We start from the raw sequence: 15,596 nt of genomic DNA, 5'->3' as shown, positions 1-15,596 counted from the left end.
TTAGAGATCTTTTCCGAAAGAATACATATCGTTGTGATTGAATTCGATCTTGTCTTTTACGTTTTTAATAGTTTTGATCAGCCCGAAAATAAACTCGTCCGTATGAAGGTTGAGCCATTTAAAACTGGCTTCTTCACCGTCCACTGCCATCGCAGCATGGTACAGGAATTCGAAACCATGTACCTGAAGCCAATGTTGTGCACTTTCATTTCCCTCAGCAGCATTCACGAATGCCATGAGATGCGGATACCCGTTTGCCAGCAGCCAATCCCGTGCTTCCTGCTTCAGGTTAATGGCCTGGTTCAAAAAAAAGATTTCTTCATAACCGTTATCGTACAGGAATTTTTCCAAGTCTTTGTGACCCTCCAGAGCTTTGATCCAGGCAAGGATAATCTTTGTCGGATAATTGAACTCCGCAAAATCAATGTTTGCTTTTTTCACTTCCACCTTTTTCTTTTCTTCCAAAGGCTCTTTTCCAAATATGCGCTTAAACCAATTCATATTACGAGAAGAATAAATAGGCAATTAAAACTGCTGCTATTGCCCCGACCAAATCGCAAAATAATCCTGCCGTAGCCGCATAGCGTGTTTTTTTGATTCCTACTGACCCAAAATATACGGATAAAACATAGAATGTGGTCTCCGTACTTCCCTGGAAAGTGGCAGATAAGTTACTGACGAATGAATCGGGACCGAACTGGTGCATATTTTCTACCATTAATCCTCTTGCTCCCGAGCCTGAGAATGGTTTCATCAATATTACTGGAAGTGCATCGATGAATTCAGTTGATTTTACTCCCATTTCAATTACCAGCCACTTGATAGCATTCATCAGGTCGGAAAGTGCCCCGCATGACTTGAATAAACTAATAGCGCACAGCATGGCAACAAGAAAGGGAAGGATATTCAGAGCAACCTGGAAACCGCCTTTTGCACCTTCTACAAAGGACTCGAATGCTGCGATCTTGCTTTTTATTGCCATGACAATGAAGAAGGTTATGAAAGCGAACATGATGGTATTGCTCAATATCCTGGAAATGAAGTTAACCTGATCGGGATGTGTATTCAAGTACCACAACAGCAATACGATGAGTGAAGTTAGTCCGCCTATATAGGCCAGGACGGTTGTGTTCAGTATATTGATTTTCTGTCTGATGGCAACAAAAAGCAATCCTCCCAATGTTGCAAAATAAGTTGTCAGTAAAATGGGAATAAAAATGGATGTAGGATTGTGAGAGCCTGCTCCTGCACGGGCAGCAATGATAGAAACAGGAATAATCGTCAGTCCCGAAGCATTCAGAACCAAAAACATGATCTGTGCGTTCGATGCTTTGTCCTTTTCGGGATTAATATCCTGCAGTTGTTGCATGGCTCTCAATCCGGCCGGAGTAGCAGCATTGTCTAATCCGAGCATATTTGCAGAAAAGTTGAGCATAATACTTCCCATTGCCGGATGATTCTTAGGAATTTCCGGGAAAAGTTTGGAAAAAAGTGGATTAACAAGCTTTGACATCACACTTACAGCACCACTGTCTTCCCCGATTTTCATGATTCCCATCCAAAGGCAAAGAATTCCGGTCATTCCAAGGATCAATTCAAATGCGGCCTTAGCGGCATTGAATAAATCATCCATCATGTGTTTCAGGATCCAGGTGTCATGCCAGAAAATGAGTTTCGAGAAACCCATGATGATCGCAATTACGAACATTCCAATCCAAACTCTGTTCAATACCATAAATCAAAAATCGGAAATTATTGCACGCTTATTTCGAATGCGTTTCACAAATATGAACAAAGTTTTCAAGAATAACAGCGCCGTGATTGCCGGAAACTTCCGGGTGAAACTGAACTCCGTAGAGTGGAAGCGTGTGGTGCATCATTCCTTCATTGACCGTAGCATCAGAAACGGCTACATGGATAAAATCTTTCGGGATGCTGATTGCTTCACAATGATCTTCCATTAATTCGATCTCAACTGGAAGTTTATCAAACAGCGGACATGCTGCAATAACTTCAATGATCTGCCAATCACGGTCTTCTCGCTGCCTGTTTGAAAGTGCACCGAAAGTTAATCCCAGCATCTGGTGTCCGAAGCAAATTCCTAAAACCGGCAGCGTTTCTGTTTTCAGCCATTCAAATTGTTTCAGATAGGGTTCTGTATCGACTTCAGTAATCAGGATCGGAGCACCCGAAATCACAAAACCAAGTGCATCGGAATGTTGTTCTCTTTGGAATTCAAAAAGAGGAATAACCCGTGTATCCATAAATTCATAAACAATGGATTCAATGAGTGATGTTTTTGAACTTCCGCAATCAATAATGACAATCATAAGTAGATCTGCCCAACTCCCTGGCGTATAATTTCCGTATTTCCATTGGTGCAGTCCACAATAGTGGATGCATCCAGTTTTCCCGGTCCGCCATCTATAATCATGGCCACCTGATCATCGTATCGTTCGTAAATCGAAGCAGGATCCACAAAGTAATCCAGGATCTCATCCTCTGAATCGTGAAGAGAAGTAACGGCCATTGGATTTCCCAGTCGTTCCACAATAGCTTGAACAATTTTATTATCGGGAATACGGATCCCAATTTCCTTTTTGCTGGAATCAAATAATTTGGAAACTTCATTAGTAGCGTCCAAAATAAAGGTGTAAGGTCCCGGCAAATAATGTTTCAATAAACGAAAGGTATTTCGGTCCAGCTGTTTCACATATTCCGACACCTGGCTCAGATCCGAACAGATAATGGAAAAATGTGCCTTTGAAAGCTTCACATCTTTCCACCTTGCAAGCTCTGCCAAGCCTTTTTTATTCATTACATCACAGGCAACGGCATATACGGCATCTGTAGGAATGATAACGATTCCTCCTTTCTTTAATTCGTCGACCACTTGTTGAATGAGCCGGTTGTCAATATTGTCCGGATTAATTTCTATGAACATCTTGAATGATTTACCTGTATAAATTTACTTAAATTCAGTGAAAAGGCTTTATAAAAATCCCACATCCCGTTTTTGGAACACCATTTGCAATTCGGAATTCAATGCGATGAATGCAAAATACAAAACAGGTTCGTCTTTTCAACGGCTGAATTTTAAATTTTTCATTTTGAATTAACCGGTATCTTTGTAAAAAAGTAAAAAAATGAAATACCTGCTTCTTATTTTAGTGTCTGCGTTGAGTTTAAGTACCTATTCTCAATTGGATCGAAAAGCGATATACGCTGCACTTGCGAGTGAGTCGAAAGAAACCGTTCAAAAACAGTTGGATGGGATCCAAAACATGAAGGAAACCCCGGAAGTGAAAGCATTCAAAGGAGCTTTACAAATGAAAGCTGCCCAGTTCCAAAAAACGGCGAAGGAGAAGCTGAATTTGTTTAACATGGGAAAGAAAGCATTGGAATCGGAGATCAAATCGAATGACGGGAATGTAGAATACCGTTTTTTGCGGTTGCTGATCCAGGAAAATGCACCGAAACAACTGAAATACGACGGGAATATTGAAGAAGATGCCTTAAGTATCGTTTCCGGTTACAGTAAATTAAAGGAATCTACCAAAGCAGCAATTGAATCGTATGCAAAGAAATCTGCTTCATTGAAAAACCTATTATAATAAACACGTAGGGTTGCGATTAATCGCTATCCTACGTATGTTTGCATAAATTTCAATTATTGTACGTCTGCTTTCACCTTTACCACGGTAATCCGCGGATCTGTATTTGCAGTGATCGTAATGGTTTTTTCGCTTACACCTTTCCCGTTCGGTTTAAACCCGACTTCAATCTTATCGGATTTCCCGGGAGCAATCGGTCCTTCCGGCTTACTCGGAGTGGTACATCCGCAGCTGGCTTTTACATCTGAAAGGACCAATGGTTTGTCTCCTGTATTCGTTACTGTAAATGAACAATGATTTTCTACCCCATCAACCACTTTCCCGAAATCGTGGATTTCTTTGTCAATCGTCATAGATGTGGTGGAAGCTGCTTCGATCCGTTGCTGCTCTTTTAATTCCTTTAAAGCTTGTTCGTTTGCTTTGACCGTTTCAGGATCGTCCGCGACCTCCATTACCAATTCTGCTGATTTGTCTACTTTTTCTGTGTCCGAACAAGCGCTTAATGCTCCGCCTAAGATTAAAAGGCCGATAAAGAAACTCTTTTTTTTCATGTTAGTTTAATGCCAGTTTTTGTTTGTCGTATTCATTTGATTCCAGCAATTGAATTGCTTTTTGAAGAATTTCATTTTTTTTATTGTAGATCATGTAAAAGGCTTCAATCCCATATAAATCATTGGCAATCGTTGCTTTCAATCTCAATTCCATAATGTCTTTACTGATCTTGTATTGATCTTCGTTAAACTCAAAATCTTTGTTTTCTTTTTTTACGTACGCAAAGAATTCATCCATCAATTGTTTATCGACCTTAAAATTAGCAATGAACTGGTCTACCGTTTCATATTTTTTGTGCAAATCATCTCTGTTTTTATCCACGTAAGTCAATGGAAAACTTGTGAATGCACCATTTTGAATGGTATTACGATACAGATCTGTGATTTCGGAAGTATCAATCGGAACAAAGAAGTCCGGCATAATACCACCTCCGCCGTACACCGCTCTTTTGGTAACACGTGTTTCAAATTTTAATGAATCGGGAAGTTTGATGCTATCGAGATGAGAAAATTCGCCATGCATGAACCGACGCATGTATTCGTTTTTATAATCATCAATGTTTTCGTACGAACGCTGAATAAAACGTCCGGAAGGAGTGAAGTAACGGGCAATAGTCAGACGCATCTGGGAACCATCCGAAAGATCAATGGGTCTTTGAACCAATCCTTTTCCATAACTTCTTCTTCCCACAATTAAACCGCGATCCCAATCCTGGATAGCTCCGGAAAGGATTTCGGAAGCAGAGGCCGAGTTGTCATCGATTAAAACGATTACTTTTCCCTTTTCCCAGGAACCGCTCCTTCCTGCATTTAAATCCTGTCGGGGCTGAGCACGCCCTTCGGAATAAACGATTAGCTTATTGTCGGATAAAAATTCGTCAGCGATCAATTGAGCGGCGTACAGTAAACCGCCTCCATTTCCCTGCAAATCAAGGATCAGACTCTCCATTCCGCGTGCTTTCAGTTTGTCCAGTCCCTTTTTGATTTCATCATGAGAACTGCGTGAGAACGAGGTGAGTTTTAAATAACCGATCTTCGGGCTTACCATGTAAGCACAATCGACAGAATTTACAGGGACTTTATCTCTTGTAATGATATAATTGATCAGTTTCTTCTGTGCTTTTCGCATAATGTCAACGCGCACTTTCGTTCCGGCTTCACCCAGCAGTTTCTCGCGTACCTGGTTGTTCTTTAACCCGATACCTGCGACACTTTGTCCGTCGATGGCAACGATCTTATCACCTGCACGGATTCCCAGTTTTTCAGATGGGCCGCCGACAATGGTTTCGACGACCATGAGCGTGTCTTTCAGGATCTGGAAGCGAACCCCGATTCCAACAAAACTTCCGTCGATTGCCACATTGGCTGCATCCACTTCATCTTTGGGAATATACACCGTGTGCGGATCCAATTTCTCGAGCATAGCTACTATTGCTGCATCCATCAACTCTTTATCGTTTACCGGATCAACATACAATTTATCTACATATGTGAAAATTTCATCTAAGCGCTGACCATTTGAAGGAGATTTCGGTTCAGTCGGAACTTTTTGAGCGAAAGATATAAAGGAGTTGATACTTAATCCAAGGATCAACAAAACACCACCGTATTTCATACAATTTTCTTAAGGATACTAATATAATGATAAAACGTTCAATCAACTTGTCTGATACAGTCGAAGTTCGTGAATCGTGTTAAAAAAAGATAATTTGAATCCGGAGTTACCAACAATCCGATGTTGGTCTTTTATTCAGCCAATAAAGCAGTGCTTTTTGTAATTTTAAAACGTATAGTTCTGATATGAAACAGTTGAAAGCAATCTTATTGACCGCCCTCGTCTTAGGTTCATTTACTTCTTTCGGGCAAGTAAAAGCTTTGGATAAGCTGGAAGTCTTATATGATCAGGGGCATTATAAAATGGTTTTGCGCAAAGCAAATCGCTTGTTGGACCAGCCTGATTACGACTATTCATTTAAGCCTGAATTCTACAAAAGCCTGGCACTCTTTCAATTAGCGGATAAAGGATTGTGGGCAGAATTTCATCCGAAAGCCTTACAGGAAGCCAGGGAGTTGTTCAGCCAGGTTTTGGCTTCTCCGGATGGGATCAAAGTATTTAATACGCATTTGAATCACGTTTCTCAATTGAAGCGGGATTTGGTACAAAAGGCTTTGGCTTATAAATCGGAAGGGCAACAGGCCAAGTACGACGAGATCCAGCAAATCCTATTCGGATTATTTGACCGCATCCCTGATCTGGATATTCCGGGAGAAATTCATTCACCGACTGTGGATGCACCGGAAATCAAAGAAACTGCAGCAACTACCGAAGAACGGGAGAAAATTGTGAAATACGCAAAGAAATACATCGGTGTTCCTTACAAATGGGCAGGAGCAGATGCAAATGGATTTGATTGTAGTGGTTTTACCTGCTATGTTATGAAAGAATTCAAAGTAACATTGGACAGAAGGGCAGAAGATCAGTATAATTCATCTGCAAAAGTGAAGCAGAAAAACGCACAAAAAGGCGATTTGGTGTTTTTCAATAACGGTTCGGGAATTTCTCATGTGGGAATTATTGTCTCCGCTAAAGGAGAACCGCTAACAATGATTCATGCAAGTTCCAGCAAAGGAGTGATCATTACAAATATTGAAGATTCCGAATACTGGTTAAAACGATTGTATGCAATCGGGACGTATGTGAAAGGAGAATAGAGTTCTTCTTTTGCCACCCTCCTTTATCCTCCCTCAAGGGAGGAGCTGATTTGGGTTTCCCTCCTTGAGAAGGGATTAAGGGAGGTGGCTCCCAAGTGTTAATTGTTTAGCTGCTCTCTCTTAGGGTTGAACAAAAAGATATTCATCAATACGATCAACCCGGAAATAATGGCACTGATAAAGCCTATGTTCATTAAGTACGGTGATTTGTCGATAAACAGGAACGCAAATAAACTGATCACTAGCAAAACCAGCAGCAGCCATTTGGAAAACAAGCGTTTTTGAATAAACCGATTATTGAGATCAAGTAAATATACATGTGTTGCAGCAAGTAAGAACAGCATGTTGAATTTCCAGATTTGGTTGATTTCCACAAGAGAGAATAAAAAGGATGTCAGAAACAATACCTGGACAGTCAGTAAGGAGATATTGATCAGGCGAAAGGTTTTCGAGCTGATTCTGCTGACGGTCAAAAACTGAAAGAACAGAAACAGGCAACTGATAAAGAATGGAAGTACTTTTGTCAATTTCCAGGAGAATTCACTCCATCCCAGGAGAAGTAAGATCATGAGTGCCAGAAACACCCATGCCAACAATGCGGGCCATTTAGCTCTCATGCGAATGTTTTATATATTTTACGGCAAATACACAGACATCATCTACCTGATCCACATCGTGTTTCCAAGCATCAAATGTTCGCTGTATTTCTTTGTATTGTTCATTCATGTCCATTTGATAAATTGTAGCCAGTAATGCTTTAAATGGTCTGGATTTGAACTTTTTCAAACGGTCGCCACCAAATTGGTCTACATATCCATCGGTGTACAGGTATACGCAATCTCCGTGTTCCAACTGGAATTCCTCAACAGTAAACGGTTTTGCATCGATAAATTGGCCGATCGGCTGTTTATTTGGTTTTAATTCAATGATCTCCCCGTTGCGAATGATGACACATTCGTTATTGGCTCCGGAGAATTTTAAGAGTCCTGTTTCCTGATCAATCGAACACAGCGCAATGTCCATTCCGTCTTTTACATCGGATTGACCCTCCGCACGGAATGCATCGATAACAATTTCGCGGAGTTTGTTCAGGATGTCATTCGGCTCTGTGAGCTTAAATTCATTGATCGCACGAAGTAATCCGTTGTTACCAACAATACTTACCAGTGCACCCGGAACTCCGTGTCCGGTACAATCCACTGCAGAGAAAATGACTTTACCCTGAACTTCTCTTGCCCAGTAAAAATCTCCTGATACAATGTCTTTCGGGCGATAAAACACAAAATGTTGTCTGAACAATTCATTCAGTCGGGAAGTAGTTGGAAGAATTGTCGATTGAATGCGCTTTGCATAATGGATACTGTCCAGGATATCCATTGTTTTCGTCGTAATTTCCTCTTTCTGGATCTCTAACTGATGGTTTTGTTCAGCAATCTCTTTTGTCCGTTCCTGGACGATCAATTCCAGTTTTTGATTTTGGCTTTTCACCCGTTGAAGCGACAGTTGCACAACCGCATAAATGAGGAATATCAAAACGATGACATAGAAAATGTATGCCCAAACAGTTCTGTACCAGGGAGGAAAGACGATTACTTCGTAAGTTAAGACTTCGCTTTCGATTCCATAAGCTGATTTTGCTTTTACTTTAAATGTATAAGTTCCTTCCGGAATCTTTTCGAAATTGGCAAAGTTGAGCGGAGACCATTGCGACCATTGATCGCTGAATCCTTCGAGTTTATAGCTGAAAGTTGTCGGGCCAAGGCAGGAGAACGAATTGGCGTGAAAAATGAGCTTAAAGGAATTTTGAGAATAGTTTAAACCTTCTGGCTTTTTACTTTTTGATACGTCGTAAAGGAAGTTTTTTCCGTTGACTTCAAAGCGATCGATTTGAACTTTGAAAGGGTTGCGATTTTTGCGGATCGCATCGAGGTTCAAAATAAACAGGCCGTCGTTTGCCCCGATCCACACTTCATTTGCCAACGGATTCTTTTCAACGGCGAAGACCAATCCCGCATTCTTTAAACCCGTAAGCGGCCAGGCTGTCCATTCCCATTCGGAACCGCGTTTTTCAAACCAGCCAAAAATATTCTCAAATTTCCCGTCTTTTTTATCCTGGTATATAACGACCCACAGTTGTTCGTTGTTCACGTTGATAATCCGGTGAATGGTGTTCTTGTAATTTTTTGTTTTAAACACTTTTGCCGGTTCGAAGGGATCTATTTTACCGGTTTTCTCGTTGTAAACAAACATGCCATTGGCTGTCCCGACAAAAATCTGACCTTTGAATTCCTCCACGTAGAAATTGTTGTTTTGATCTTCTTTGCTCAGGCTTGGAATCGTTACGGTTTTGAATTTTTTTGTAGCCAAATTATAGATTCCGACTCCTTTTGAACGGATACTGAAGAAAACGTTGTTGTGCAGGTAGGCGAGGCTAACGGTTTCTCCTCCGGCATCTCCGACCAGTTCTTCGTATTCCCATTTTCCGTTTGGCAACAGGTTTAATTTTGCCAATCCTCCTTCCAGTGTGAGGTAAATGGAATTGGGATCTTTCGGATTTTTTTCAAACGCAATGGCATATTGATACGATGCCGAAACATGTTTGGTAGTAGTAGTATTCAGATCAAATACTCCATTGTACCCGATGACCATGGATTTGTTTCCTGTCCGGGTTTTGATCGTCTCAATATCAAAAATAATTTCATTCAATGAACCGAAAGGAAGGAGTTTGGTCCCGGATTCGTTTCTTTGAGGAGAGATGATCCCGTTGTGGGTTCCGATCAGTGGAATTCCGGAGTTAAAATCAATGGTTTCAATCTGTGAGGTGACTCCTTCGTTCTTGTGAAAATAGGAGAGGGGTGAGCCGGTTTCAATAAACTGAATTCCATTTCCCAAACACAGCCACAAGTTAAAGTCATTATCGAAAAAAGACTGATTGATCGTCAGGTTTGCCAGGTCGTCTTCCAGGTTATATTCCCGAATGATCTTGCCTGACAGATCTCCGATTACCAACCCGTCGTTTTCAGTACTGACCAACAAGTAGTTTCCCGCTTTCGTAACAGTATTTACAAAGTATTTGCTCAGACAAGGGAATTTTGATCGGGGAACAGAATCCCAGTGTTGTGAATTAGCACCTGTGCTGCTGACACTGAAGACTTTACTTCGGGCATCAACAATGTACCATACGTTGTCAATTTGAAAACTTCCCCGGATATTTTTGATGTGAACAGAAAGCGGAAGTTTAAGTTCTTTCAGTTTTGAATTCACCACGTCATAATAGAGGTAGTTTTCTTTCCGGGATTTGAATTCTGCTTTTGATTGAAATGTCAGTAATACACCATTGAGTACACGACAGGATGTTTTACATTCCAATTCCTGGAAAGCAACAGGAAGCTGTAATGCAGCAGCTTTTCCGTTTTTGAACACATACAATCCTTTTTCAGCAACGAAAAGAATGGAATTATCTCCCAATTCAAAGATGTTCCAAACCTGCCCGATATTGTTTTTTAGTCCGCCGTAAAAAACAGGATAATAGACTAATTCACCTTTACTTGAGTAATCCAGGTATCCGAAATTATTATCCCGTCCAACATACACGCGGTCGTCGGAAGCCAGGTATAACTTGGAAACATAGGTTTCGGTGCAACTTTCCTGGATGTTTTTTTGAGTTTTTTCAGAATCTGTTTTGATCTTGGACCATTCGATACCGTTGAAGGACAAGATATCCTGCCTGTTTCCGAAGAGAACATTTCCGTTGGCGGACTGTAAACCTGTCCAGATCTGGCCCGCGCTACCGTAGTCATTGATGGAAAAATGTTTGGTATTAATTCTTCCCTGCAGGGTAATGTTCTGAGCAGAGGAAAGCACCGCAAAATGAACAGTAAATAGAATTAATATAAGTAGCCCTTTGTTTTTCAACATTTCTTTCCGTTATACGACACGAATATATAAATAAAAAAACACCTGAAGCCTATTTTTCTTCAGGTGTTTCCTTCCCTGTTTAAAGGGAAATATCAGTAGTTTAACTTTCTGCTTTTTTCCGCAGCACAAACCAGATTCCAAAGGGCTCTTGCGCCCACGTTCGCGTCCCAATCACCAGTGTTTCCGGGAGAAACTTCATTGAGGTCGAACCCAATGATTTTTCTGCCTGATTCAACCAATTGGAAGAACAGGTAATTAACTTGTTCCAGTTCAAATCCGCCGACTACCGGGGTTCCTGTATTCGGGCAAAGGGAAGGGAGTAGTCCGTCGATATCAAATGAAATATACACGCGATCGGGTAATTCATTCAGGATCATGGAAACCTGTTCTTTCCAGGTCTGACCTTCAAACTGACCTTTCTTCAAATCCCAGTCGTAGAATGTTTTTACACGTGGGTCCGAATCGGAAAGAAGTACTTCCGAGTGCGCAATATCACGAATTCCTACCTGTACCAATTTCTGCAGGTTATTACATGATTGCAGCACATTATACATGATACTTGCGTGTGATTGCTGAAATCCCTCGTAAGCTTCTCTTAAATCTGCATGTGCATCAATCTGAAGAATTCCAAAAGGTTGCCCCAAATCATTTAAAGCTTCCATTAAACCTAAAGGTGTACTGTGTTCTCCTCCGAGCACGGCCACGATTTTATTTTCAGCAAGCAATTTGGTCGCCCGTTCTTTTAAATTCGTTCGCAAAAGATCTGAGGTTGCATTGACTTTTTCAAGTACTTCGTGGAACGGACTGTTTTCCTCCAGTTCGCCACCTTCTTCCAGGAAACCAATGTACTGAACCGTGTCGATACACATCTGATCATTGATTTGCTTCATTTCGGAAGAAATCGGAGTCATGAATACTTGCGTATTCCAGGCTTCCGGTAACTGCGGATGATAAAAATCCAGTTGGGTGCTTGCATCCAGGATTGCTTTCGGTCCGTCACTGGTTCCTTTTCCGTAGGACGCTGTTGCGTCCCATGGAACCGGAATGATTACAATGTCTGCCTGTTGTTCCTCTACGGGAAAGCCAAAAATGTTCCCGTTTGCAATTCCTACTCCGTTTGGATCAAATTTCTTTGACTTATCCATTAATCAGGCTTTTCACGAAATTAGGTAAAGCAAAACTTGCTTTGTGAATATCGGAATTGTAGTATTTCAATCCTTTCGCATTCACAAAGTTCTCTATTTCAGCTTCGTTTGTAATGGCTTTGGGTTGTGCACTTCCCTTTAACCCGTATTGGAAACTCCACATTCCTGTTGGATACGTCGGAACAAAAAATAAGGAAACCGGTGCATTTTCTTTCCCGAAAATGTGTTGCAGCGTAATATTCAATTCAGTAAATGCCTGTTCGTTAAATTTCGGTGATTCACCCTGAGCGACCAGGATTCCACCCGGTTTCAAAATACGGTGACAATTTCTGTAGAATTCTACCGAGAACAATCCTTCAGCAGGTCCGACCGGATCAGATCCATCAACGATTACCAAATCAAAGGATTCATTGGCAGCTTCTTTCGCAAAAGCAATTCCGTCGCCTACGATCAGGTTCAATTTCGGATGATCAAAGGAAGCTGCAATCGAAGGTAAATGCTCTTTACATGCTTTAATGACTTCTCCGTCGATCTCTACCATCGTCACTTTCTCAACACCTTCGTGGCGAAGGAATTCACGAACAGTTCCTCCGTCACCACCACCGATCACCAGGATGTTTTTTGCATTTCCGTGGGTAAACATAGCAGGGTGGGAGATCATTTCATGGTAATGGAATTCATCTTTTTCCGTAGTCATGAACATGTCATCCAAAGTCAGCAGCTTGCCGTATTTCGGAGATTCCAGGATGCGTACACGCTGGAACGGGGATTGCACATCGAAGAATACTTCTCCTGTGTAGCGCAAAGACAAGGCCTGGTTGTCATCTTTATCGGTAAACCATACATTGCGTGTATACATTTCCGGGTTGGACCACTCACTTGCTTTCTGACGCATCGAAGAAATATCAAAGTCATTTCTTGTTAATAACTGAACTGCTCCACGCTTCATTTCCAAAGCAGAATAGTTCTTGGCACCAAAACACTCCTTCAGGTAATCAAATGAAATCCAGGCATCCATTTCCCCGCAAGTGAACAGATCCACAGCAGCATAACCGTATTCCGGCCATGTATGAATTGCCAAATGGCTTTCTTGAATTACCACTACACCGGAAACTCCGTAGGGAGAAAAATGGTGGAATGTAGAATTAATCACAGTTGCACCTGCTTTCAATGCCGCGTCGACCATGTCGCGTTCGATAGAAGATACATCATTCATAATGTGCGGATCGCACCCCATAAACTCAACAAGAATATGGTTCCCCAATGCATTACTCATTAGCTATTCAGTATAAATTATAAAAACGAGCGCAAAGTTACTGGTTTTAGATGGTTTAGAAGGGAAATAATTGAAAAAATAACGCAGAGTTAATTACGAATGAGGTATTAAGTAGTTCAGAGAAGGGCTGTTTGTTGGCTTTCAAGGGATCGAACAAGCTATTTGATAAGTCGATGCAGATTCCACATCCATCGGGCAATCGCTTTCATGGTTTCTTCGGGTTTTTCCAGGTGTGGATGATGTCCGCAATTCGGGATCATGATTCCTTTGCGTTTTTCATGACCAGAAACAATGGAATTGACCTGTTCTTCTGTGCCGTATTGATCATTGGTTCCCTGCAGAGCTAAAACAGGAGTTCGGAAATCCTGAATTGTGCTTCGAATATCCCAGTTCTTAAATTCCGGATTGAGCCAGGTGTTTGCCCAGGCATAAAATAAGAGGTTTGTTTTCTCTCCGTGTATTTTGTTCAGGCCGGCCAGTTTTCCGGCTTCAAATGCATTAATTGCGGGATGGATTCCAGCTAAAGTTTCTTCTTCCACAAAAGTATGTGCGGCCATGGTTACAAGTGCCATAAGGCTCTTTGGTTTATGTGAAGCAATGATTAATCCGATGCTTCCGCCGTCGCTGTGCCCAATGATGATGTATTTCTGGTCCGGATTTAGAATCTCCCGAAGAACTTCCGTGGTTTCGTCTGCATACTGATGGAGGTAATGAATATCCCGCTCACCGGTTAAACCGCTAGACTTTCCATGTCCGCTGCGTTCAATTACAATCCCCGCAACATTGAATGAAGTGCAGATTTCGGAAGGAAAACTTTTCCACTGAACGATGCTTCCCAATGCTTCATGTAAGAATACCAAAACAGGTTTGGGGCCACTTAGTAAGTTGGTGTTGATCCACTGGATATTGATCTCCTTTATTCCTAAACGAATGATTTTTTCCATTGACAAAATATTCACCAGTCCACTGGTTTAAAGTGTTCAAATTTTGGTTCCTGAACTCTTGGGTATTTAATTTTTTTGAACCCGTTAGAACTGTTAAAAGAAAAACCATCAGCCGGTTGACCAATGGTTTTTACAAAATCTATGATTTTTATGATCAGTTTTTTACACGCTCTACATATATACCTGTTCGTGTATCTACTTTAATGATTTCACCCATGTCAATGAAAAGGGGAACTTTTACTTCTGCACCTGTAGCAATGGTTGCTGCTTTCATCGAGTTTGTCGCAGTATCTCCTTTAACTCCCGGTTCTGTGTAAGTTACTTCCGAAATCAAGTACATTGGTAATTCAACTACTAGTGGAACTTCATCATTTGCATCGTATAAGATATTACAAATCATTCCTTCCATTAAGAACGCAGGTTTTTCGATCATTTTTGCAGGGATCGGAACTTGTTCGAATGTTTCGTTGTTCATAAAGATAAAATCTTCACCCTCCTGGTACAAGTACTGGTATTCACGGTTTTCTACACGAACGATATCAATTTTATGCCCAGCAGAAAAAGTATTGTCGATCACCTTTCCACTTTCGATGATACGCATTTTAGTACGCACGAAAGCCGGGCCTTTTCCAGGTTTTACGTGTTGGAATTCAATAATCTGACTGATTTTGTCATTGAATTTAATACACAATCCATTGCGGATATCTGCTGTAGTTGCCATGCTTCTTTTTTATTGTTTTCGGGCGCAAATATAACCAAATTTTCATCTAAAAGGCAATAATTGAAAGCATTGGATTAAAATGGTGCGGACCAGGTTTAGCTGCCTATTCAGGCATTTCCATTTTGCTTACTGTTGCATAACAAGATCGTTTTTAGCTCATTTGCTTTTCAGATATTCGAACCAAAACAGGGTATTAAAATTAACGTTTCATTAGACAATTGGCTAGGATAGCTCAATTAAATCGATTACTTTTGTTGTCATTATGACAGTTTTACCTTTATTTCTAAGTGATGTCGGTGGTTCGGAGATCGTTTTGATCTTACTGGTCATACTGATGTTTTTCGGTTCAAAGAGTATTCCCGGAATTGCTCGCACGATGGGTAAAACAATGCATCAAATCAGGCAGGCTTCCCAAGATGTTCAAAATGAGATCAAAAAATCAACAGGGGATATGAAGACCGATTTTGATTTGCAGAAAATGGTGCGTGAAACAACCGATATTATTGAAAAACCGCTTTTGGAAGAATCGGTAAAAATGGATCAGATCATCCAAACTCCGACCCAGTTTTCCAAACCTTTTGGCATGCCGAATCCTGCATCGCCGGCTGTTACGGCTCCGGATGGAAATCCAACATTGGATCAGCCGGTTGAAGAACCGAATAAGGATTTGGCACAGGAATAATTGCGAAAATTGAAAAGGTTTTTAATTTTTAAT

The 15,596-nt window shown here is 41.0% G+C and carries 15 protein-coding genes; 3 read left to right on the top strand and 12 right to left on the bottom strand.

Translation table 11 applies throughout. The features are described 5' to 3' along the window. From FO442_RS01905 to FO442_RS01890, 4 genes are read right to left on the bottom strand one after another with little or no spacing between them, the layout of a single operon-like run. Positions 1 to 501 (bottom strand): hypothetical protein, encoded by a 501-nt coding sequence (locus tag FO442_RS01905; protein WP_144331443.1) that lies wholly within the window; start codon positions 499 to 501, stop codon positions 1 to 3. 1 nt (position 502) lies between these two features. Continuing rightward, on the bottom strand, positions 503 to 1,735 hold the full coding sequence (locus FO442_RS01900) for a nucleoside recognition domain-containing protein (protein WP_144331442.1): 1,233 nt from the start codon (positions 1,733 to 1,735) through the stop codon (positions 503 to 505). A 28-nt stretch (positions 1,736 to 1,763) separates the two neighbouring features. After that, complete coding sequence (locus tag FO442_RS01895; protein ID WP_144331441.1) at positions 1,764 to 2,330, bottom strand: glutamine amidotransferase-related protein; 567 nt, start codon at positions 2,328 to 2,330, stop codon at positions 1,764 to 1,766. Further along, positions 2,327 to 2,944, bottom strand: coding sequence for an L-threonylcarbamoyladenylate synthase (locus FO442_RS01890; protein WP_144331440.1), 618 nt, complete (start codon positions 2,942 to 2,944; stop codon positions 2,327 to 2,329). Before FO442_RS01890 ends, FO442_RS01895 begins: the two co-directional genes overlap by 4 nt. A 202-nt stretch (positions 2,945 to 3,146) precedes the next feature. Between FO442_RS01890 and FO442_RS01885 the strand changes: the two genes are divergently transcribed. Further along, entirely contained in the window at positions 3,147 to 3,614 is a 468-nt protein-coding gene (locus FO442_RS01885) for a hypothetical protein (RefSeq protein ID WP_144331439.1), read from the top strand. A gap of 56 nt (positions 3,615 to 3,670) precedes the next feature. On the opposite strand, the gene FO442_RS01880 is transcribed toward FO442_RS01885, so the two are convergent. Both FO442_RS01880 and FO442_RS01875 read right to left on the bottom strand, forming a co-directional pair. After that, positions 3,671 to 4,165: a DUF1573 domain-containing protein gene (locus tag FO442_RS01880; RefSeq protein ID WP_246073802.1), complete on the bottom strand. Its 495-nt coding sequence runs from the start codon at positions 4,163 to 4,165 to the stop codon at positions 3,671 to 3,673. A gap of 1 nt (position 4,166) precedes the next feature. Then, the gene (locus FO442_RS01875; RefSeq protein ID WP_144331438.1) at positions 4,167 to 5,780 is read right to left on the bottom strand and encodes a S41 family peptidase; all 1,614 of its coding nucleotides are present in this window, start codon (positions 5,778 to 5,780) and stop codon (positions 4,167 to 4,169) included. A 185-nt stretch (positions 5,781 to 5,965) separates the two neighbouring features. Here FO442_RS01875 and FO442_RS01870 point away from each other — a divergent pair, with 185 nt between their 5' ends. After that, the gene (locus FO442_RS01870; RefSeq protein ID WP_144331437.1) at positions 5,966 to 6,877 is read left to right on the top strand and encodes a C40 family peptidase; all 912 of its coding nucleotides are present in this window, start codon (positions 5,966 to 5,968) and stop codon (positions 6,875 to 6,877) included. Positions 6,878 to 6,975: 98 nt separating this feature from the next. On the opposite strand, the gene FO442_RS01865 is transcribed toward FO442_RS01870, so the two are convergent. The 6 genes from FO442_RS01865 to efp form a co-directional block, all read right to left on the bottom strand. Continuing rightward, entirely contained in the window at positions 6,976 to 7,494 is a 519-nt protein-coding gene (locus FO442_RS01865; RefSeq protein WP_144331436.1) for a hypothetical protein, read from the bottom strand. Continuing rightward, entirely contained in the window at positions 7,484 to 10,795 is a 3,312-nt protein-coding gene (locus FO442_RS01860; RefSeq protein WP_144331435.1) for a SpoIIE family protein phosphatase, read from the bottom strand. The genes FO442_RS01865 and FO442_RS01860 overlap by 11 nt, the downstream gene beginning before the upstream one ends. Before the next feature lie 92 nt (positions 10,796 to 10,887). Next, entirely contained in the window at positions 10,888 to 11,940 is a 1,053-nt protein-coding gene (locus FO442_RS01855) for an agmatinase family protein (protein ID WP_144331434.1), read from the bottom strand. Next, entirely contained in the window at positions 11,933 to 13,216 is a 1,284-nt protein-coding gene (speE, locus tag FO442_RS01850; RefSeq protein WP_144331433.1) for a polyamine aminopropyltransferase, read from the bottom strand. Before speE ends, FO442_RS01855 begins: the two co-directional genes overlap by 8 nt. A 158-nt stretch (positions 13,217 to 13,374) precedes the next feature. Then, entirely contained in the window at positions 13,375 to 14,160 is a 786-nt protein-coding gene (locus tag FO442_RS01845) for an alpha/beta fold hydrolase (RefSeq protein ID WP_144331432.1), read from the bottom strand. Between the two features lie 154 nt (positions 14,161 to 14,314). Then, complete coding sequence (efp, locus tag FO442_RS01840; protein ID WP_144331431.1) at positions 14,315 to 14,881, bottom strand: elongation factor P; 567 nt, start codon at positions 14,879 to 14,881, stop codon at positions 14,315 to 14,317. Between the two features lie 262 nt (positions 14,882 to 15,143). On the opposite strand from efp, the gene FO442_RS01835 reads away from it, so the two are divergent. Continuing rightward, entirely contained in the window at positions 15,144 to 15,563 is a 420-nt protein-coding gene (locus FO442_RS01835; protein ID WP_144331430.1) for a twin-arginine translocase TatA/TatE family subunit, read from the top strand. Positions 15,564 to 15,596 lie beyond the last annotated feature (33 nt).

This window comes from Fluviicola chungangensis (genome assembly GCF_007558725.1).
Taxonomy (GTDB): domain Bacteria; phylum Bacteroidota; class Bacteroidia; order Flavobacteriales_D; family Crocinitomicaceae; genus Fluviicola; species Fluviicola chungangensis.
The sequence above is the reverse complement of the archived record's forward strand: the minus strand, read 5'-3'. Positions and strand labels throughout refer to the sequence as shown.

Coding starts and splice junctions, on each gene's coding strand:
- FO442_RS01905 (WP_144331443.1), bottom strand. CDS start 501: ATGAATTGGTTTAAGCGCATATTTGGAAAAGAGCCTTTGGAAGAAAAG.
- FO442_RS01900 (WP_144331442.1), bottom strand. CDS start 1,735: ATGGTATTGAACAGAGTTTGGATTGGAATGTTCGTAATTGCGATCATC.
- FO442_RS01895 (WP_144331441.1), bottom strand. CDS start 2,330: ATGATTGTCATTATTGATTGCGGAAGTTCAAAAACATCACTCATTGAA.
- FO442_RS01890 (WP_144331440.1), bottom strand. CDS start 2,944: ATGTTCATAGAAATTAATCCGGACAATATTGACAACCGGCTCATTCAA.
- FO442_RS01885 (WP_144331439.1), top strand. CDS start 3,147: ATGAAATACCTGCTTCTTATTTTAGTGTCTGCGTTGAGTTTAAGTACC.
- FO442_RS01880 (WP_246073802.1), bottom strand. CDS start 4,165: ATGAAAAAAAAGAGTTTCTTTATCGGCCTTTTAATCTTAGGCGGAGCA.
- FO442_RS01875 (WP_144331438.1), bottom strand. CDS start 5,780: ATGAAATACGGTGGTGTTTTGTTGATCCTTGGATTAAGTATCAACTCC.
- FO442_RS01870 (WP_144331437.1), top strand. CDS start 5,966: ATGAAACAGTTGAAAGCAATCTTATTGACCGCCCTCGTCTTAGGTTCA.
- FO442_RS01865 (WP_144331436.1), bottom strand. CDS start 7,494: ATGAGAGCTAAATGGCCCGCATTGTTGGCATGGGTGTTTCTGGCACTC.
- FO442_RS01860 (WP_144331435.1), bottom strand. CDS start 10,795: ATGTTGAAAAACAAAGGGCTACTTATATTAATTCTATTTACTGTTCAT.
- FO442_RS01855 (WP_144331434.1), bottom strand. CDS start 11,940: ATGGATAAGTCAAAGAAATTTGATCCAAACGGAGTAGGAATTGCAAAC.
- speE (WP_144331433.1), bottom strand. CDS start 13,216: ATGAGTAATGCATTGGGGAACCATATTCTTGTTGAGTTTATGGGGTGC.
- FO442_RS01845 (WP_144331432.1), bottom strand. CDS start 14,160: ATGGAAAAAATCATTCGTTTAGGAATAAAGGAGATCAATATCCAGTGG.
- efp (WP_144331431.1), bottom strand. CDS start 14,881: ATGGCAACTACAGCAGATATCCGCAATGGATTGTGTATTAAATTCAAT.
- FO442_RS01835 (WP_144331430.1), top strand. CDS start 15,144: ATGACAGTTTTACCTTTATTTCTAAGTGATGTCGGTGGTTCGGAGATC.